Source organism: Klebsiella sp. 2680 (genome assembly GCF_900198535.1).
In the GTDB taxonomy this organism is placed as follows: domain Bacteria; phylum Pseudomonadota; class Gammaproteobacteria; order Enterobacterales; family Enterobacteriaceae; genus Klebsiella; species Klebsiella indica.
The window spans coordinates 125,150-142,785 of record NZ_FZNJ01000004.1 but is presented as its reverse complement, the minus strand read 5'-3'; the positions used below and the strand labels follow the sequence as shown (position 1 = coordinate 142,785).

Genomic DNA, 17,636 nt, shown 5'->3' with positions numbered 1-17,636 from the left:
TCAAGTAAGCCCCCCAGGACTTGCTCGCTTGCCGCCTTGCTACAATGCCAACTGATTTGAGGAAACCCATATAGTGGCGGTAGCCCTGGAAAAAAAAGCGCTTTGCGGCGCGATGCGGGAGCGGCTCTTGAATGGTCAAACGGCTACTAATTGATCCCCTCTCCCCCTTGGGGAGAGGGTGAGGGGCTAAACCACCTGGAATTAACCGATCTGCCCGTTGCCCAGATGCTTCACGCGGCGCTTCACTTCTTCCTGCTTACCGGCATTGAACGGACGGGCGTCCGGGCTGCCGAGATAACCGCATACCCGGCGGGTTACCGATACGCGAGTCGCGTCGTGATTACCGCATTTCGGGCAGGTGAAACCTTTGCTGGTACACTCGAACTCGCCGGTAAAACCGCACTCGTAACACTCGTCGATTGGCGTATTGGTACCGTAATAGGGAACGTGCTGGTAGCTGTAATCCCAGACGTCTTCCAGCGCTCTCAGGTTGTGCTGGATATTCGGGTATTCGCCGTAGCAGATAAAGCCCCCGTTAGCCAGCGGCGGGTAGGGCGCTTCAAAATCGATTTTGTCGTACGGATTAACCTTTTTCTCCACGTCGAGGTGGAAACTGTTGGTGTAATAGCCTTTATCCGTCACCCCTTCAATCACGCCGAACTCAGCGGTGTCCAGACGGCAGAAACGATCGCAGAGGTTTTCGCTTGGCGTACTGTACAGGCTAAAACCGTAGCCGGTTTCTTCCTTCCACTGATCTACCGCTTCGCGCAGACGGCGAACGATGGCGACGCCTTTCTCGCGCAACACTTCGCTATCGTAGATATGCTTGTTGCCGGACAGCGCATTGATGGTTTCATGGATGCCGATATAGCCCAGAGAAATCGACGCTCTGCCGTTTTTAAATATTTCGGCAACATCGTCGTCCGCTTTCAGACGCACGCCGCAGGCGCCTTCCATATACAGAATCGGTGCGACGCGGGCTTTCACCCCTTCCAGACGGGCGATACGGGTCATCAGCGCCTTACGCGCCAGCTGCAGACGTTCATCCAGCAGTTTCCAGAATGCCGTCTCGTCGCCTTTGGCTTCCAGCGCGATGCGCGGCAGGTTTAGGCTGATCACGCCGAGGTTATTGCGACCATCGTGCACCTGTTCGCCATTTTCGTTTTCCCACACGCCGAGAAAGCTGCGGCAGCCCATCGGGGTTTTGAACGAGCCGGTGACTTTCACTACCTGATCGTAGTTGAGGATATCCGGATACATGCGTTTGCTGGCGCACTCCAGCGCCAGCTGTTTGATATCGTAGTTAGCATCGCCAAACTTATGGTTCAGGCCGTCGCGAATCGCGAACACCAGTTTCGGGAATACCGCCGTTTTGCGGTTTTTGCCCAGACCGGCAATGCGGTTACGCAGAATGGATTGCTGAATCAGACGCGATTCCCAACGGGTGCCGAGGCCGAAACCAAAGGTAACGAACGGCGTCTGACCGTTGGCGGTATGCAGGGTATTCACTTCATATTCCAGCGACTGAAAGGCGTCGTAACACTCTTTTTCCGTACGCGAACGGGCATAACCTTCCGCATCGGGGATCTGCCACTCTTCAGCAATTTGACGATGCTTATTGAAGCTTGCGGTAACGAACGGCGCCAGCACTTCATCGATACGGTTAATGGTCGTACCGCCATAAATATGGCTGGCGACCTGAGCGATAATCTGCGCCGTTACCGCCGTCGCGGTAGAGATGGATTTCGGCGGTTCAATCTCAGCGTTCCCCATCTTAAAGCCGTTGGTCAGCATGCCTTTCAGATCGATCAGCATACAGTTGAACATCGGGAAGAACGGAGAATAGTCGAGGTCATGATAGTGGATAACGCCGCGTTCATGCGCCATAACCACGTCATGCGGTAGCAGGTGTTGACGGGCGTAATGTTTGGCGACGATGCCCGCCAGCAGGTCGCGCTGGGTCGGGATGACTTTACTGTCTTTATTGGCGTTTTCATTGAGTAATGCCGAATTGGTCTGCTCAACCAGGCCGCGAATTTCCTGGTTCAGACGGCCGCGCTTTTCACGTTGGCTATCACGGTCATGGCGATATTCAATGTAGGCGCGCGCCAGCTGCTTGTACGGACCGGACATCAGCTGATTCTCAACGGCGGTCTGGATCTCGTTGATATCAACCTGGGCGCGGCCCTGCATTTGTTGGCTAACGACTTCTGCGACGGTGGCGCAATAGTCTGCGTCATCGACTCCCGCTGCTTTAGCTGCACGTAGAATTGCATCATTAATGCGCTCTGACTTAAACGGTACTTTACAGCCATCGCGTTTCATCACATGCGGTGTCATGATCACTCCATACTTTTATAGAACAGGTTATCCACAGAGGCGGAAGGTCAACCAGCGTCCCGAGGCGCTATAGCTACTGCTGTTTTCCTCCGATCCTGGCCCTTTTTATCCACATCCCACCACCACCAACGAACGACGGGTTGTGGTGACATAATAGACTATTAATACAATATGTGGGGCCGGGTGGCATTTTAAGTTCTATATATAGTGCTTTGCATCAAAGATGTTTGCAATTTTATTGATGCAGGACAAAGTAAAAAGATGAGAGTACAGATGATGGGCGCTAGCGCTAAATGTAAATTTATCTGCTTATAAATTAAGCATAATTTGCGTCCGCTCGGGGAGCATGTAGATTGCAGGTAAAGGAATGGTCAAATTCAGGCGGGGCGGAGGGATCAGCATCCCCGGTAACATCGCTACCGGGGGCGCCACTTACTCCTGTAACCACCATACTGCTTCAAATGGACGCAGGAGCATGTCCGAGGGGCGATTGGCTGCTTCGGCATAGTTGCTCATTAGCACCTGCCATTCACCTGCTACGCCTTCCGCTCGCCAGGACTGGAATTCACGACTCAGGTTAGCGGCGACAACCAGCGTTTGCCCTTGCCATTGACGGCGATAGCACCATAGCGAAGGATGTGCTGGCAGCAAATCCTGGTAATCACCCCAGGTCAGTACCGGCGTGCTTTTACGCAACGTAATCAGCTGTTGATAGGTATAAAAGACCGATTCCGGGTCAGCCAGCGCCGCGTCGACGTTGATCTCACGATAATTATCGCACAGCGCAATCCACGGTTTGCCCGCGCTGAAGCCGCCGTTTTCGCCGCTGTTCCACTGCATTGGCGTACGGCTGTTATCGCGGGATTTGCTGGCCAGAATCGCCAGCAGTTGATCGGCGCTCTGCCCCTGGGCCGCACGTTCAATAAACATATTGCGGCTCTCTACGTCGCGATAATCGGTAATGCGCGTAAAGTGCGGGTTAGTCATGCCTATCTCTTCACCCTGGTAGATATAGGGGGTGCCCTGCATGCCGTGCAGCACCATCGCCAGCATTTTCGCCGCCGGGACGCGGTATTCGCCTTCGTCGCCAAAGCGGGAAACAATGCGCGGCTGATCGTGGTTACACCAGAACAACGCGTTCCATGCGCGATTGTGCATCCCCTGCTGCCAGTGGCTGAACAACGATTTCAGCGCCACATAATCCGGGCGCGCCAGCGTCCACTTCTCACCGCCGGGATAGTCCACCTTCAGATGGTGAAAGTTAAAGGTCATCGACAATTCGCCGCCATCCAGCGCCGCATACCGCTGGCAATGCTCCAGCGAGGTGGAGGACATTTCCCCTACCGTCATCAGATTCCGCGGTCCGAAAACATCGCGACTCATCTCCTGTAAAAATTCGTGCGCTCGCGGGCCGTCGGTATAAAAACGGCGGCCATCGCCATCCGTATCAGACGGGAAAGTCTGATCTTTGGAGATCAAATTGACCACATCCAGACGCAGACCGTCGACGCCGCGATCGGCCCAGAATTCGCAGACTTTTTTCAGCTCTGTGCGTAGCGCCGGGTTTTCCCAGTTCAGATCCGCCTGCTCCACGGCAAACAGATGCAGATAATACTGCTCGCTTGCAGCGTGCCACTGCCAGGCGTTGCCGCCAAATTTAGAGCGCCAGTTATTTGGTGGAGTGGTTGGTTCGCCGTCGCGCCAGATATAGAACTGGCGATACGGACTCTCTTTGTTAAGCGCTTCCCGGAACCAGGCATGCTCAGTAGAGGTGTGGTTAAACACCATATCCAGCACGATACGGATCCCGCGATTGTGCGCCTGCGCAACCAGTTCGTCGAAGTCGTCCAGCGTGCCATAGGCCGGGTCGATAGCGGTATAGTTGGCGACATCGTAGCCATTATCGACCTGCGGCGAGACGTAGAATGGCGTCAGCCAGATCGCGTCAATGCCCAGCTTTTGCAGATAATCAAGACGTGAGATAACGCCGCGTAGATCGCCGGTTCCTGTACCGGTGGTATCCTGGAAACTCTTCGGATAGATTTGATAAATAACGCCGTTTTGCCACCAGAGGGGAAGGGTATTCATTTCGCGTTCCTGCTACGACAAGGGGCGACAGCGCGCCCCGAAAATAAGAAGTCAGACAATCTGTAAGGTGCCCTGGCGGAATTTACGCTGATAGACGACCGTCGTCAGGATAATCGGCACCACCACCGCAATGGCCATCGCCAGAGCGTAGACCTGCCAGTAGCTCGGCTGAATGGAGAGAATACCCGGCAGGCCGCCGACGCCAATACCGTTGGCCATCACGCCGTTCAGTCCGCACAGCAGTCCGGCAAGACCGGAGCCGATCATCGCGCACAGCATCGGAAAGCGGTATTTCAGGTTGATACCGTACATCGCCGGCTCCGTCACGCCGAGGTAGGCGGAAATGGCCGCCGGGACGGAGATTTCACGCTCGTTTTGTTTGCGGCTGGCGATGATGATTCCGACGACCGCTGACGCCTGGGCGATGTTAGACAGCGCAATCAGCGGCCAGACCGGCGTACCGCCCATGCTCTGAATCATCTGCATGTCGATGGCCAGGGTGGTCTGATGGACGCCGGTAATCACCAGCGGGGCATACAGGAAGCCGAACAGCGCGGCGCCAATCGGCGCGAAGCTACCGGTCATCAGATGACGCACGGCCCAGGCCACGCCGTCGCCAATCATGCGGCCAAATGGACCAATAAAGGCGTGGGCGAGGAATACCGCGAGGATCAGGGAACATACCGGCACCACCACCAGGTAGAGATAGTCAGGAACGATGCGTTTCAGGCGAATTTCGATAAAGCCGAGCGCCAGTCCCGCCAGCAGCGCCGGAATAACCTGGGCCTGATAGCCCACTTTGGCGATAGTAAACAGACCGAAGTTCCACACCTCCGGCACCTGTTGGCCCAGCAGATAGGCGTTCATCAGCTGCGGGGAGACGAGGGTGACGCCCAGCACAATGCCGAGGATCGGCGTGCCGCCCATTTTCTTCACCGCTGACCAGCAGATACCTACCGGCAGGTAGAAGAAGATCGCTTCGCCAATCAGCCACAGGAAGTCATAAATGGTTTTCAGCGACGGGTGCATCTGCGCCAGCGTCTGGCCGTTGCTCATCGGCAGATCGCCGATGACGTTACGGAAGCCCAGGATCAGGCCGCCGCTGATCAGTGCGGGCAGCAGCGGGAAGAAGATTTCCGCGAAGTGTGAGATGAGCTGTTCGTGCCACTTCATGTTTTGTCGGGCGGCTTTTTTGGCCTGCTCTTTATCTGCGCTGGCTTGCCCGGTGGTGGCCAGCAGCGCTTGATAGTAATCGCCGACATCGGTGCCAATCACCACCTGGAACTGCCCGGCGTTGGTAAAGCAGCCTTTCACCATGCGTAGCTGTTCAATCTCTTTTGGTCTGGCGATGGCGGGATTATTCAGCACAAAACGCAGACGGGTAATACAGTGGCTGACGGTGGCGATATTGTCGCGTCCGCCCACCAGTTCGATAAGTTTATCTATATCCTGCTGGTTAACTTTACTCATGATGAGGCCTCATGACCGGGAGGAGAGGTTGGGTATTTACTTGGGGCGGATCCTAACCGGTTCGCTTTAATTACAAAATGGGAACGTTCCCGAAACGCTGCGAAGATCACATAAATCGTGCAGACGGGCCTAATTCAAGATGGCGGGAATCACGATTTGACGAGGCGCTCTGCTCCCGGCGATCTGCTCGATCAACTGCCGGGCTGCCCGGCGTCCGGACTCGGCGTAGCCGGGATCGACGGTGATGATCTCTGGATGAAGAAATGTCATCAGCGGTGTACTGCCGACGCTGGCAAGCTGGAGATGGTCAATTCCCTGCTGCTGAAGATATTTGCAGGCCCCAAGGGCGAGCATATCGGTGGCGCAGACCAGCGCGCTGGTCTCAGTCGTCAGCACACTGGCGACGTTTTCATAGCCTTGTTTCATCCCTAGCCCCGGCAGGGCAGCAAGGGGGGAGAGATGCTTTTTCTCGCAGAAATGGATATAGGCCTGATGGCGGCGTTGCCCGGTTGTCACATCGCTATGCGGCACGCCGAGGAAACTGATATGGCGATGGCCGCGATCGTACAGACGCTGCATCAGCATGTTGATGGCCCCTTCGTCGTCATAGCAAACGGAGGCGATCCCCGGTGCATCGCGGGCCAGCAGCACCAGCGTCTCTCGCCAGGGAGTAAGCATCTCTTCATGAATACCGGTAAAGCCAAACAGCACTACGCCGTCAATATTGCGCCGGGCGAGTATGCCGAGATGCTCTTCAACCAGCGTTGGAGAGAACTGGCTCTCCATCATAATCGGATCGTAGCCCTGCTCGTAAAAGGCGGGCAGCATGGTTTGCACGGCGAGGTTTTCCGAATGTGAATCCAGACGGGTGACGATTATCGCCACCACCTTATCGCTCTGGCCGCGCATCGCTCTTGCAGAGCGCGAGGGGGAGAATCCGTGCTGCTGCATCACCGCTTCCACCCGTTCGCGGGTGCGCTCGCTAACGCCGCTTTCATTATTCAGCACTCGCGATACCGTCGATTTCCCGACGCCGCTTAAGCGCGCAATATCTTTGATGGTCAGCCGGTTTTGCATGCTGGGTTCCCGTTGTGATCCGCTTAAAGTGAGCCTAATGCTACTCAACGAAGCCACGTTGAGCAAAGCCTGGTTTACGTCTGGTTTAATGACACGAGGGTATTATCGCCATAATAGCCCTGACTCGGTTATTGGTAGTTTTAGAGCCTATCCCACCAGGCGTTATTGGCGCAGACAGTTTGAACACGGCCAGCGCGGAAGAACCGGGCGTACACGTAGTACGTGAGGATTCTGAGCACTGCCCAGGTTCAAAATGACAAGCAAAATAGCCCTAATGGGATAGGCTCTTAGCATTCGTGTCGTTTGTATTCATTTACCGGAGATTTTATGGACCCTGATCCCACTCCTCATCCTCGATGGAGCCCCCTTTCTTTCCGGTAAACCTGTTTTGCGCCGCTTTACCGGAAAACGTAAAGCAGCGATGTCTTTGATGTCCTTGCCATAAAAATAACATGCCTGACAGGTAAGGTTTATGCGCGTCTGTCGGTGATGCTGCGTTCGTTCGCGCGAGCGCGGAGGGACTGTTTATGTTGAAAAATTTTACCCGGCAACTGTTTGCTCAGCTTAGCCGCCATTTACCGCGTCGTCTGGTACAACGCGATCCGCTACCTGATGCCCGTCATCTGGCGAGCGCGCCAATCCCGGATTCTCTCGGCAAGCAGTGCCTGAGTGTAGCAGTCATGGATGAAAATGCGCTCTGGCACGCTTTTGCCAGCCATCCGGAAGGGCTCAATGAAGGTGAAGTGGCGCAGAAAATCGCGCAGTATGGCGCAAACCACATCCCGGCGCAGAAGCCATCGCCGTGGTGGGTGCACCTGTGGAGCTGTTATCGCAATCCCTTCAACCTGCTGCTGACCGTTCTGGGTATTGTCTCCTACTCGACGGAAGATCTGTTTGCCGCAGCGGTGATCGCGCTAATGGTAGGGATATCCACGCTGCTCAATTTTATTCAGGAAGCCCGCTCGACCAAAGCGGCGGACGCCCTGAAAGCGATGGTCAGTAATACCGCGACGGTGCTGCGGGTGGTGAATGAGCAGGGCGAAAGCCGCTGGTGTGAGCTGCCCATAGACCAGGTGGTACCGGGAGATATCGTGAAACTCTCGGCGGGAGATATGATCCCGGCTGACCTGCGCGTCATTCAGGCGCGCGATCTGTTTGTTGCGCAGGCCTCGCTGACCGGGGAATCGTTGCCGATCGAGAAAGTGGCGCACACCCGTGACCCGCAACAAACAAATCCGCTGGAGTGCGACACGTTGTGCTTTATGGGCACGAACGTGGTGAGCGGTTCGGCGCAGGCCATGGTTTTCGCCACCGGCGGCAGCACCTGGTTTGGTCAACTGGCGGGGCGCGTCAGCGAGCAGGAAAGCGAGCCTAACGCTTTCCAGAAAGGCATCAGCCGGGTCAGTATGTTGTTAATCCGTTTTATGCTGGTGATGACGCCAGTCGTGCTGTTGATTAACGGCTATACCAAAGGCGACTGGTGGGAAGCGGCGCTGTTCGCGCTTTCGGTGGCGGTTGGCCTGACCCCGGAGATGCTGCCGATGATCGTCACCTCGACGCTGGCGCGCGGGGCGGTGAAACTGTCGAAACAGAAGGTTATCGTTAAACACCTTGACGCGATTCAGAACTTTGGCGCGATGGATATTCTGTGCACCGATAAAACCGGCACACTGACTCAGGATAAAATTGTGCTGGAGAATCACACGGATGTGTCGGGTAAGGTGAGTGAACGCGTATTGCACGCAGCCTGGCTGAACAGCCACTACCAGACCGGGCTGAAGAACCTGCTGGATACCGCAGTGCTGGAGGGGGTAGAGCTGGAGTCGGCGCGGAGTCTGGCGGCACGCTGGCAAAAAGTGGATGAGATCCCGTTCGATTTTGAACGCCGCCGCATGTCGGTGGTGGTGCAGGAGCAGGATAACGTCCATCAATTGATCTGCAAAGGGGCGTTACAGGAGATCCTCAACGTTTCTACCCAGGTGCGCTATAACGGCGAAATCGTACCGCTGGACGAAACCATGCTGCGACGTATTCGTCGGGTTACTGATACGCTGAACCGTCAGGGGCTGCGGGTAGTGGCGGTGGCGAGCAAATACCTCCCCGTCCGCGAAGGCGACTACCGGCGTGCGGATGAATCAGATTTAATCCTCGAAGGCTATATTGCTTTCCTCGATCCGCCGAAGGAGACCACCGCCCCGGCGCTTAAGGCGCTGAAGGCCAGCGGCATTACGGTGAAAATCCTCACCGGCGATAGCGAGCTGGTAGCGGCAAAAGTGTGCCATGAAGTGGGACTGGAAGCGGGCAACGTGGTGATCGGCAGCCAGATTGACGCGCTAAGCGATGATCAACTTGCCGGGCTGGCAAAGCGTACCACGCTGTTTGCCCGCCTTACTCCGCTGCATAAAGAGCGCATTGTGACGCTGCTGAAACGCGAAGGGCACGTGGTGGGGTTTATGGGCGATGGCATTAATGATGCTCCGGCGCTGCGGGCGGCAGATATCGGTATTTCTGTTGATGGCGCGGTGGATATCGCGCGCGAGGCGGCGGATATCATTTTGCTGGAGAAAAGCCTGATGGTGCTGGAAGAGGGGGTTATCGAAGGCCGCCGGACTTTCGCCAACATGCTCAAGTACATCAAAATGACCGCCAGTTCTAATTTCGGCAACGTCTTCAGTGTATTGGTGGCCAGCGCCTTTCTGCCGTTCTTGCCGATGCTGCCGTTGCACTTATTGATTCAGAACCTGCTGTACGATGTTTCCCAGGTGGCGATTCCGTTCGATAACGTTGACGATGAGCAAATTCAACAGCCGCAGCGCTGGAATCCGGCGGACCTCGGGCGCTTTATGATCTTCTTTGGACCGATCAGTTCGATATTCGATATTCTGACGTTCTGCCTGATGTGGTGGGTGTTCCATGCCAATACGCCGGAACATCAGACGCTGTTCCAGTCCGGCTGGTTTGTGGTGGGTCTACTGTCGCAAACGCTGATTGTGCACATGATCCGCACGCGACGGATCCCGTTTATCCAGAGTCGTGCGGCCTGGCCGCTGATCGTAATGACGCTATTGGTGATGGTGGTGGGGATGACGCTACCGTTCTCGCCGCTGGCGAGCTATTTGCAACTGCAGGCGCTACCGCTGAGCTACTTCCCGTGGCTGATTGCCATTCTGGCAGGTTATATGACTCTGACTCAGATGGTGAAAGGCTTCTATAGCCGCCGTTACGGCTGGCAGTGAGCAGCGGGGAGTTGGGGACGAGCGTGAACCTGGCGAAAATAGCAAATGCCGCCGTTGATTTACGGCACATCCACCGAAAGGGGGCTTAACGGGTCTGTATTACAGCCGGAGGCTGTAATACAGATTGCTGACAAAGCGGGTTCTTCAGCAATTGCCGGCGGCGCTTCGTTTGCGCGAGCCGACAAAAAAATCGACGAAAAACCGTAACATAGTGATATTGTTGCTCTCCCGAACCGGGTAAGACGCCAGTCGCCACCCGGTCGAAATTCCAGCACAATATTTAAATCCGGTTTGTCATCAGCCTTTTTTACAGCCAGAGGCTCTATTTTTTCACACTGTCGCCAATCAGCGGCGAATGGCGATTGCTTCGATCTCAATCTTCACGTCTTTCGGCAGGCGAGCGACTTCCACGCAGGAACGCGCCGGGAAAGTGGCGTTATGCTCGGTGAAGAACGCTTCATATGTGGCGTTAACGGTGGCGAAATCGTTGAGATCTTTTACGAAAACGGTAGTTTTAACAATATCGCCTACTTTCAGACCGGCTGCTTCAACGATAGCTTTCACGTTGTCCAGAGACTGACGCGCCTGAGCGGCAACATCTTCCGCTACGCTGCCGGTTTTCGGGTCTACCGGGATCTGGCCGGACGTGATGATCATGTTACCCAGATCGACACCCTGAACGTATGGGCCGATGGCTGCTGGTGCATTTTCCGTCGCAATAGTTTTAGACATGAGTTCTCCTGAATAACAGCATAATGAAGTCGTTATACAAACTTTTCTCGTTGCCGACAGCGCAACATGCAAAAAGATAAGATGCGGTAAACCCGACCATTATAGGCAGCCGGGTACGCAATACCAACCGCAATTAGTTAGCCAGGACCACATTATGTGAGAACTCTTTCTCACAATATTTGCACTTCAGCGCAATATCATTTTCACGTTTTTTTACCGCAAAGCTGGAAGCGACCGGCTCGGCATGGCTGATGCAGTTACTGTTCGGGCACACCAGTACATTGTTGATGCGTTCCGGCAGATTCGGGCGAGATTTGCCTACGACTTCATAATTATCGATACGGTTTACCGTTGCCTGCGGCGCATACAGGGATAGCTGGTTGACCTGTTCATCGGTCAGGAAGGTATTCTCGATTTTGATTAAATCTTTACGGCCCATTTCACCGGAAGGCAGGTTCAGGCCGATGGTGATGCGCTGATCCGTTTCGGTCAGTTTGAACAGGGTCAGTAGCTTAAAGCCGACCTGCGCCGGGATATGGTCGATAACAGTGCCGCGTTTGATGGCTTCAACCTGCAATTTATTGTCGTGTGTCATCTCTTTTTCCCCCTTACAGTGCCAGATCGCTATTCAGTACCAGTGCCAGTAACGCCTGGCGGGCGAAGATGCCGTTCCCTGCCTGCTGGAAGTACCAGGCGTGCGGCGTTTTATCGACATCGGTGGTGATCTCATCCACACGCGGCAGCGGGTGCAGCACTTTCATATTGGCTCGTGCCCCTTCCAGGTCGGCTGCGCGCAGAACAAACTGTGCTTTAACGTTGGCATATTCTGACGGGTCAAGGCGCTCTTTCTGCACACGGGTCATGTAAAGAATATCGACCTCTTCTATCACTTCTTCAATGGCGCTATGCAGGCTCCAGCCAATGCCTTTTTCGTCGAGCATATCGAGAATGTACTGCGGCATCGCCAGCGCGTCCGGCGCAATAAAGTAGAAGCGGTTGCCGTTAAATTTGGCCAACGCCTGGGTCAGCGAGTGGACGGTGCGACCATATTTCAGGTCGCCAACCATCGCGACGTTGAGGTTTTCCAGACGGCCCTGGGTCTCCTGAATGGTGAACAGATCCAGCAGTGTCTGCGTCGGATGCTGGTTAGCGCCATCACCGGCGTTAAGCACCGGAATACCGCCGGAGAACTCTGTCGCCAGGCGCGCCGCGCCTTCCTGCGGGTGGCGCATGACGATGGCATCGACGTAGGTACTGATCACCGAGATGGTGTCGGCCAGGGTTTCGCCTTTTTTGCCCAGCGAGGTATTGCTGCTGTCTGAGAAACCCACCACGCTGGCGCCCAGCCGGTGCATTGAAGTTTCAAACGACAGACGGGTGCGGGTAGAGGCTTCAAAAAAGCAGCTGGCAATCACCTTATGCTTCAGCAACTCTGGCTGCGGATTGGCTTTCAGTTTGGCTGCGGTCGCCAGTACCCGTTCAAGGTCTTCGCGGCTGAGATCGTTTATGGAAATGATATGTTTTTGAAATAGCGGGTTAGCCATGTTTATCTCCTGACGCCTGGGCAAAAAAAAGCCCCTTAAATAAGGGGCTTAGAGACTTTATTGAGCAACGGAAAGAAAAACGCTACGCCAGCGCCTGTTTTCAGACGCGGTAAGACAGAATGTCGTACACAGTAGGTCATGCTTCCTCCCGGCAAATTGTCCGCGATTATACGCAGCTCAAATTTCGGATCAAGTGATTAATCCACAAACAAGTAAACGTTTGCCTGGATATTCCTGCGCTAACGCAAAAAACCCTTAAATAGGGGTGGCAGGGTAGCAGGAAGGGCGGTATAAAAGCGTAAAATGAAAAGCTGTTTTATATTTTAGGAGGCATTATGATCGCCGGAAACATCCACAATCTGCAACCCTGGCTACCGGAACAGCTGCGTCAGGCTATTGACTATATTAAAGCCCATGTTACCGATGCGACCCCGCTCGGTAAGCATGATATCGATGGTAATCGCCTGTTCTATCTGGTTTCCGAAGACATGACCGAGCCGTTCGAAAAGCGTCGTGCGGAGTATCACGGGCGCTATCTCGATATTCAGATCGTATTAAAGGGGCAGGAAGGCATGACCTTTAGCACCCAGCCTGCGGGCGCGCCGGAAACCGACTGGCTGGCGGATAAAGACATCGCGTTTTTGCCTGAAGGGGCAGAGGAAAAAACGGTGATCCTGAATGAAGGCGATTTTGTGGTCTTTTACCCCGGGGAAGTCCATAAGCCGCTGTGCGCCGTGGGGGCGCCAGCTCAGGTACGCAAAGCGGTCGTGAAGCTGCTGGTTGAATAAGACGTATTGCCGGGGGCGCGATGCAAAACGCCTCATCCGGCCTGCGGGAGTATATTCTGCAGGCCGGATAAATAAGGCATTATCGTTATTTCGCCAGCGTTGCCACCATCACCGCTTTGATGGTGTGCATGCGGTTTTCCGCCTGGTCAAATACGATGCTGGCCGGAGATTCAAAGACCTCATCGGTTACTTCCATTCCGCCGTGCAGGCCATAATCCGCCGCCATCTGTTTGCCGAGCGTGGTCTGATCGTCATGGAATGCGGGCAGGCAGTGGAGGAATTTCACCTGCGGATTGCCGGTCAGCGCCATCATCGCGCTATTTACCTGATAACCGCGCAACAGCGCGATGCGCTCTGCCCATTTCTCTTTGGCTTCGCCCATCGATACCCAGACATCGGTATAGATAAAGTCCGCGCCTTTTACACCCGCTGCAATATCTTCAGTCAGCGTAATATTGCCGCCGTTCTTTTGCGCCAGCGCTTTGCACTCTGCGACCAGGCTTGCATCCGGCCAGCATGCCTGTGGAGCCACCAGGCGTAAATCCAGCCCCGTCAGCGCGGCGGCTTCCAGCATGGAATTGCCCATGTTATTACGCGCATCGCCAGCGTAAACCAGCGTCATCTCATTGAAGGCTTTGCCCGGCAGGTGTTCCTGCATGGTCAGCAAATCCGCCAGCAGCTGCGTGGGGTGAAATTCATTGGTCAATCCATTCCACACGGGAACGCCCGCATATTCCGCCAGCGTTTCTACGATTTCCTGGCCGTGGCCGCGGTACTGAATACCGTCATACATGCGTCCCAGCACGCGGGCGGTGTCTTTAATGGACTCTTTATGCCCAATCTGGCTGCCGCTTGGCCCAAGATAGGTTACGCGAGCGCCCTGATCGTATGCGGCAACTTCGAAAGAGCATCGGGTACGGGTCGAGTCTTTTTCGAAGATGAGCGCGATGTTTTTGCCGATGAGATGCTGGACTTCAATATTGTTTTTTTTATCTGCTTTGAGTCTGGCTGCCAGCTCAAGCAGGGAGGTAATTTCGGCAGAGGTAAAATCGAGTAACTTTAAAAAGTGCTTCTGATAAAACGCTGACATGGTTTCCTCACATGGCTTAGGCCACTTACTGAATTAAAATTCACTTTATATGTATTAATATTCATTTGCAACCCCGTGCGATAAATCTTTCTCTCAGAAGGTGGAGGCAATCACGGCGGTATGTGACAATATGCAGTATCCGCGACATATTATGAGGAACAAGCCATGGCAAACCCGGAACTACTGGAAGAGCAGCGTGAAGAAACGCGTCTGATTATCGAAGAGCTGCTCGAAGATGGCAGCGATCCGGATGCGCTGTACACCATCGAACATCATCTTTCCGCCGATGATTTCGACACGCTGGAGAAAGTGGCAGTTGAAGCCTTCAAACTGGGTTACGAAGTGACCGAGCCAGAAGAGCTGGAAGTTGAAGAGGGGGAGATGGTTATTTGTTGCGATATCCTCAGTGAATCTGCGCTGAATGCTGAGCTGATCGATGCCCAGGTCGAGCAACTGATGACGCTGGCTGAAAAATACGACGTTGAGTACGACGGCTGGGGCACCTACTACGAAGATCCCGACGGGGAAGACGAAGAAGGTGATGACGACGAAGATCTTATGGACGACGACAACGGCATTCGCCACTAAGCATTTCTGCGTTGAAGTAAACGACGGCAAGGTATGCCGTCGTTTATATCCATCATCATTCACGTTGGCAACAGCACGCTGTTCATCCCGGAGCCGTGTTCTTTGCTGTCGCGATGTATCTGAATGATTGTGTGTGTAGCAAGGAACGTCAATGGATTATCCGCAAATACTCTCCCCGATCTTAGAATTTTTACATTGTCCGACGCCGCAGGCGTGGATCGATGAAGCCCGTAAACCGGAAAATCTCCCGCTGCTGCTGACGGACCATATGGTATGCGAGCTAAAGGCGGCGCAAAACGCCATGCTGCTGGTGCGTCGATATGTGGCGGATAAAGAAGAGTCGGATGAGCTTTTGGCCTGCCTGAAGCCCTATGAGGATTTCACCTGGCGACGCGGGTCAGAGCCTGATTTTGTCGCGCTGCATAAACAGATTAATAAAAGCGTCATGCCGCAGACCGACGATCCCTGGGGGCGTCAGCTACTCGACAGCATGATTTTGCTGATCAAAGAAGAGCTGCATCACTTTTGGCAGGTTCGCGAAATCATGCTTTCCCGTGATATCCCCTACGTCAAAATTACCGCCAGCAGCTATGCGCGCGGGCTGCGTCGGGAAGTGCGTTCTCATGAACCTGCGATGCTTATTGATAAACTGATTTGCGGCGCTTACATCGAAGCCCGCTCCTGCGAGCGTTTTGCCGCGCTGGCGCCATGGCTGGATGATGATCTGCAGACGTTTTATTTGTCGCTGCTGCGCTCGGAAGCACGCCATTATCAGGACTATCTGGATCTGGCGCAGCGGATTGCCGAAGATGATATTCGCGAACGCGTGCGCCAGCTTGGCGAGGCGGAAGCCGTGTTGATTAACACGCCGGAAACGGAATTCCGTTTCCATAGCGGTGTCCCGGCCTGAACGCTGACCGCCGTTTAGCCACGGCGGTCTGGTGTTCGCTACAGATTGGCGTTTTTATCTTTTTTCCCCGCAGTGGCGGCTTTCGGCGCGCCGAGAGTCGCTTTAAACCATTTCACCACGCGTTCAATAACCGGCTTCTGATACCAGTTATCATCCCCATGGTTTGCGCCTTCCAGCAACACGTAATCCGCCTGATTACCCTCCTTTTTCAGCGCTTCATAGAGTTGCTTACTTTGTACCGGCGAGACCAGCGTGTCAGCGCTGCCGTGCATAATCAAAAACGGCGGTTTCTTACCGTGAATATGGCCCATTGGGCTGGCGGCCAGCGCTTTCTGTTTATCGCTGTCGATGGTGGCTCCCGGCCAGTCGCGGAAGGCGCTACCGTTTACCAGTAGCGCCTCTGTGACAGCCGGCGACTGGTGCACTTTTTGTATCGCTTCCGGGAAGCCCTCGCCAATGTTCAGTAAATTCGAAATCCCGTACAGCGTCGCGGCGGCCTGGACATCGGAAGATTGTGCGAGATTGTCGCCACGGTCGAATGATTTATCGCCATTGGTCAGCGCCAGCATCTGCGCCAGATAGCCGCCGGCGGAGTCGCCCAGTACGCCAATGCGGGACGGGTCGATACCGTATTCAGCGGCATGCTCGCGCAGGTAACGAATCGCGGCTTTACCATCGACTACCGGAGCCGGAAAGGTGTCGGGAATCGTGCGGTATTCCGCCGCTGCAACAACGAATCCGGCCTCCGCCAGCGCCATGCGCATTTGGATAAACTTATGCCATGCTGAACCGGTGAATCCGCCGCCGGGGAAATAAACAATTGCCGGTTTCAGGTCGTCGTTGTATGGCACCAGCAATGACATATGCAACTGACGAACGGCTACGGTGCTTTTAACCTGGCTGTAAACAATATCGTTTAGCGCATCGATACGGCCCTGTGTTTTTTCCACGTGCATGATCTGGGCACCTTCGGTATTACCCGGAAGCGCGTTGGCATAGACGCTGGACACCATGCCGCCAAAAATCAGGCTGCTGGTCAGCAGGAATGGGAGTTTTTTCATTATGTTCGATCCTGAGTAATGCCTGCCACGGTGGCAGGCTAAAAAATAGCGAATACTCAGACAGTGTATTAGCGAAAATTTACCGTGAATAATGCTCTTTTTGTATTAGATTGATGCAATTTTTCGATGAACCGGCGCGGTTGTTTCGGCGTGCTACAGCGTTTTTAACATTCTGACTTCGCAGTCAACATGTCCGGTGCAGCCCAGCGGGCCGTCGATATGCTTAAAGCCAAGGTGTTCATATAAACCAACCGCTTCTTTAAGGAAGGCGGTGGTTTCCAGATAGCAGCGTTTGAATCCCTGTTCGCGGGCGTGATCCAATGCCATCAGCGCCAGCTTCTTTGCCAGCCCGTGGCCGCGTGCAGAGGCCATAAAATACATTTTTTGTAGCTCGCAAATATCGGGCTCGCTACAGGTCAGAGGCGCAATTCCGCCACCGCCAACGACCAGGCCATTTTGTTCGGCTACCCAATAGGCAGAGCCCGGCTGGCTGTACAACTGGAAAAGCTCATCCAGATTCGGGTCGGCCACCGTATAGCCTTTATCGGGGGTTAAGCCATATTCAGCGGAAACCTGGCGGATAACGCTGGCAATGGCGGGGTTATCGTCAGCGGTGATTCGACGCAATGTCGCCGCAACCGGTGAAATCACACTCATAGCGAAACTCATGACATAAATGGCTGAACATATGCAGTTAATAACACTGCCGGGA

17 protein-coding genes and 1 pseudogene are annotated in these 17,636 nt (G+C 54.4%); 6 read left to right on the top strand and 12 right to left on the bottom strand.

Features of this window, described 5'->3' with window-relative positions:
• Positions 1-201: 201 nt before the first annotated feature.
• The 4 genes from nrdD to treR form a co-directional block, all read right to left on the bottom strand.
• A complete protein-coding gene (gene nrdD, locus FN037_RS17845) occupies positions 202-2,340 on the bottom strand; it encodes an anaerobic ribonucleoside-triphosphate reductase (RefSeq protein ID WP_138361645.1) in 2,139 nt (712 codons plus the stop codon).
• Positions 2,341-2,772: 432 nt separating this feature from the next.
• Positions 2,773-4,428: an alpha,alpha-phosphotrehalase gene (gene treC, locus FN037_RS17840; RefSeq protein WP_142502854.1), complete on the bottom strand. Its 1,656-nt coding sequence runs from the start codon at positions 4,426-4,428 to the stop codon at positions 2,773-2,775.
• Positions 4,429-4,479: 51 nt separating this feature from the next.
• The gene (treB, locus tag FN037_RS17835) at positions 4,480-5,898 is read right to left on the bottom strand and encodes a PTS trehalose transporter subunit IIBC (RefSeq protein ID WP_138361643.1); all 1,419 of its coding nucleotides are present in this window, start codon (positions 5,896-5,898) and stop codon (positions 4,480-4,482) included.
• Between the two features lie 129 nt (positions 5,899-6,027).
• Positions 6,028-6,975 carry a trehalose operon repressor TreR gene (treR, locus tag FN037_RS17830; RefSeq protein ID WP_142502853.1) on the bottom strand — a complete coding sequence of 316 codons (948 nt, stop codon included), beginning with the start codon at positions 6,973-6,975 and terminating at the stop codon, positions 6,028-6,030.
• A gap of 327 nt (positions 6,976-7,302) precedes the next feature.
• On the opposite strand from treR, the gene mgtL reads away from it, so the two are divergent.
• A complete protein-coding gene (gene mgtL / locus FN037_RS24800) occupies positions 7,303-7,356 on the top strand; it encodes a mgtA regulatory leader peptide MgtL (protein WP_221887633.1) in 54 nt (17 codons plus the stop codon).
• A gap of 146 nt (positions 7,357-7,502) precedes the next feature.
• Entirely contained in the window at positions 7,503-10,211 is a 2,709-nt protein-coding gene (gene mgtA, locus FN037_RS17825) for a magnesium-translocating P-type ATPase (RefSeq protein WP_142502852.1), read from the top strand.
• A 345-nt stretch (positions 10,212-10,556) separates the two neighbouring features.
• Here the strand turns inward: mgtA and ridA are convergent, their stop codons facing one another.
• The 4 genes from ridA to FN037_RS17805 all read right to left on the bottom strand — a co-directional run bounded on the left by ridA (position 10,557) and on the right by FN037_RS17805 (position 12,627).
• On the bottom strand, positions 10,557-10,943 hold the full coding sequence (gene ridA / locus FN037_RS17820; protein ID WP_138361640.1) for a 2-iminobutanoate/2-iminopropanoate deaminase: 387 nt from the start codon (positions 10,941-10,943) through the stop codon (positions 10,557-10,559).
• A gap of 133 nt (positions 10,944-11,076) precedes the next feature.
• Positions 11,077-11,538, bottom strand: coding sequence for an aspartate carbamoyltransferase regulatory subunit (gene pyrI, locus FN037_RS17815; RefSeq protein WP_138361639.1), 462 nt, complete (start codon positions 11,536-11,538; stop codon positions 11,077-11,079).
• A gap of 13 nt (positions 11,539-11,551) precedes the next feature.
• On the bottom strand, positions 11,552-12,487 hold the full coding sequence (gene pyrB / locus FN037_RS17810; RefSeq protein ID WP_138361638.1) for an aspartate carbamoyltransferase: 936 nt from the start codon (positions 12,485-12,487) through the stop codon (positions 11,552-11,554).
• A gap of 35 nt (positions 12,488-12,522) precedes the next feature.
• Complete coding sequence (locus tag FN037_RS17805; RefSeq protein ID WP_138361637.1) at positions 12,523-12,627, bottom strand: pyrBI operon leader peptide; 105 nt, start codon at positions 12,625-12,627, stop codon at positions 12,523-12,525.
• On the opposite strand from FN037_RS17805, the pseudogene FN037_RS24660 reads away from it, so the two are divergent.
• Together FN037_RS24660 and FN037_RS17800 are read left to right on the top strand one after the other, a co-directional pair.
• Positions 12,607-12,681: pseudogene (locus FN037_RS24660) on the top strand (hypothetical protein); the annotation flags it as partial. The gene FN037_RS17805 and the pseudogene FN037_RS24660 overlap by 21 nt on opposite strands.
• 141 nt (positions 12,682-12,822) lie before the next feature.
• Entirely contained in the window at positions 12,823-13,275 is a 453-nt protein-coding gene (locus FN037_RS17800) for a YhcH/YjgK/YiaL family protein (RefSeq protein ID WP_138361636.1), read from the top strand.
• Between the two features lie 85 nt (positions 13,276-13,360).
• Here FN037_RS17800 and argF read toward each other — a convergent pair whose 3' ends face one another.
• Both argF and argL read right to left on the bottom strand, forming a co-directional pair.
• Entirely contained in the window at positions 13,361-14,365 is a 1,005-nt protein-coding gene (gene argF, locus FN037_RS17795) for an ornithine carbamoyltransferase (RefSeq protein ID WP_138361635.1), read from the bottom strand.
• Positions 14,335-14,430 carry a putative translational regulatory protein ArgL gene (argL, locus tag FN037_RS24795; protein ID WP_374043487.1) on the bottom strand — a complete coding sequence of 32 codons (96 nt, stop codon included), beginning with the start codon at positions 14,428-14,430 and terminating at the stop codon, positions 14,335-14,337. Before argL ends, argF begins: the two co-directional genes overlap by 31 nt.
• Before the next feature lie 100 nt (positions 14,431-14,530).
• On the opposite strand from argL, the gene rraB reads away from it, so the two are divergent.
• Positions 14,531-14,953, top strand: coding sequence for a ribonuclease E inhibitor RraB (gene rraB / locus FN037_RS17790; RefSeq protein WP_138361634.1), 423 nt, complete (start codon positions 14,531-14,533; stop codon positions 14,951-14,953).
• A gap of 151 nt (positions 14,954-15,104) precedes the next feature.
• The gene (gene miaE / locus FN037_RS17785; RefSeq protein WP_138361633.1) at positions 15,105-15,863 is read left to right on the top strand and encodes a tRNA isopentenyl-2-thiomethyl-A-37 hydroxylase MiaE; all 759 of its coding nucleotides are present in this window, start codon (positions 15,105-15,107) and stop codon (positions 15,861-15,863) included.
• A gap of 38 nt (positions 15,864-15,901) precedes the next feature.
• Here miaE and FN037_RS17780 read toward each other — a convergent pair whose 3' ends face one another.
• Complete coding sequence (locus tag FN037_RS17780; protein WP_138361632.1) at positions 15,902-16,924, bottom strand: alpha/beta hydrolase; 1,023 nt, start codon at positions 16,922-16,924, stop codon at positions 15,902-15,904.
• 153 nt (positions 16,925-17,077) lie between these two features.
• The gene (locus FN037_RS17775) at positions 17,078-17,581 is read right to left on the bottom strand and encodes a GNAT family N-acetyltransferase (protein ID WP_138361631.1); all 504 of its coding nucleotides are present in this window, start codon (positions 17,579-17,581) and stop codon (positions 17,078-17,080) included.
• Positions 17,582-17,636 lie beyond the last annotated feature (55 nt).

What these genes read in the sequence shown, in the direction of transcription:
- FN037_RS17805 (WP_138361637.1), bottom strand. Translation starts at nt 12,627, where the DNA reads ATGACCTACTGTGTACGACATTCTGTCTTACCGCGTCTGAAAACAGGC.
- ridA (WP_138361640.1), bottom strand. Translation starts at nt 10,943, where the DNA reads ATGTCTAAAACTATTGCGACGGAAAATGCACCAGCAGCCATCGGCCCA.
- FN037_RS17775 (WP_138361631.1), bottom strand. Translation starts at nt 17,581, where the DNA reads ATGAGTGTGATTTCACCGGTTGCGGCGACATTGCGTCGAATCACCGCT.
- treB (WP_138361643.1), bottom strand. Translation starts at nt 5,898, where the DNA reads ATGAGTAAAGTTAACCAGCAGGATATAGATAAACTTATCGAACTGGTG.
- rraB (WP_138361634.1), top strand. Translation starts at nt 14,531, where the DNA reads ATGGCAAACCCGGAACTACTGGAAGAGCAGCGTGAAGAAACGCGTCTG.
- treC (WP_142502854.1), bottom strand. Translation starts at nt 4,428, where the DNA reads ATGAATACCCTTCCCCTCTGGTGGCAAAACGGCGTTATTTATCAAATC.
- FN037_RS17800 (WP_138361636.1), top strand. Translation starts at nt 12,823, where the DNA reads ATGATCGCCGGAAACATCCACAATCTGCAACCCTGGCTACCGGAACAG.
- miaE (WP_138361633.1), top strand. Translation starts at nt 15,105, where the DNA reads ATGGATTATCCGCAAATACTCTCCCCGATCTTAGAATTTTTACATTGT.
- pyrB (WP_138361638.1), bottom strand. Translation starts at nt 12,487, where the DNA reads ATGGCTAACCCGCTATTTCAAAAACATATCATTTCCATAAACGATCTC.
- pyrI (WP_138361639.1), bottom strand. Translation starts at nt 11,538, where the DNA reads ATGACACACGACAATAAATTGCAGGTTGAAGCCATCAAACGCGGCACT.
- treR (WP_142502853.1), bottom strand. Translation starts at nt 6,975, where the DNA reads ATGCAAAACCGGCTGACCATCAAAGATATTGCGCGCTTAAGCGGCGTC.
- mgtA (WP_142502852.1), top strand. Translation starts at nt 7,503, where the DNA reads ATGTTGAAAAATTTTACCCGGCAACTGTTTGCTCAGCTTAGCCGCCAT.
- argF (WP_138361635.1), bottom strand. Translation starts at nt 14,365, where the DNA reads ATGTCAGCGTTTTATCAGAAGCACTTTTTAAAGTTACTCGATTTTACC.
- argL (WP_374043487.1), bottom strand. Translation starts at nt 14,430, where the DNA reads ATGAATATTAATACATATAAAGTGAATTTTAATTCAGTAAGTGGCCTA.
- FN037_RS17780 (WP_138361632.1), bottom strand. Translation starts at nt 16,924, where the DNA reads ATGAAAAAACTCCCATTCCTGCTGACCAGCAGCCTGATTTTTGGCGGC.
- nrdD (WP_138361645.1), bottom strand. Translation starts at nt 2,340, where the DNA reads ATGACACCGCATGTGATGAAACGCGATGGCTGTAAAGTACCGTTTAAG.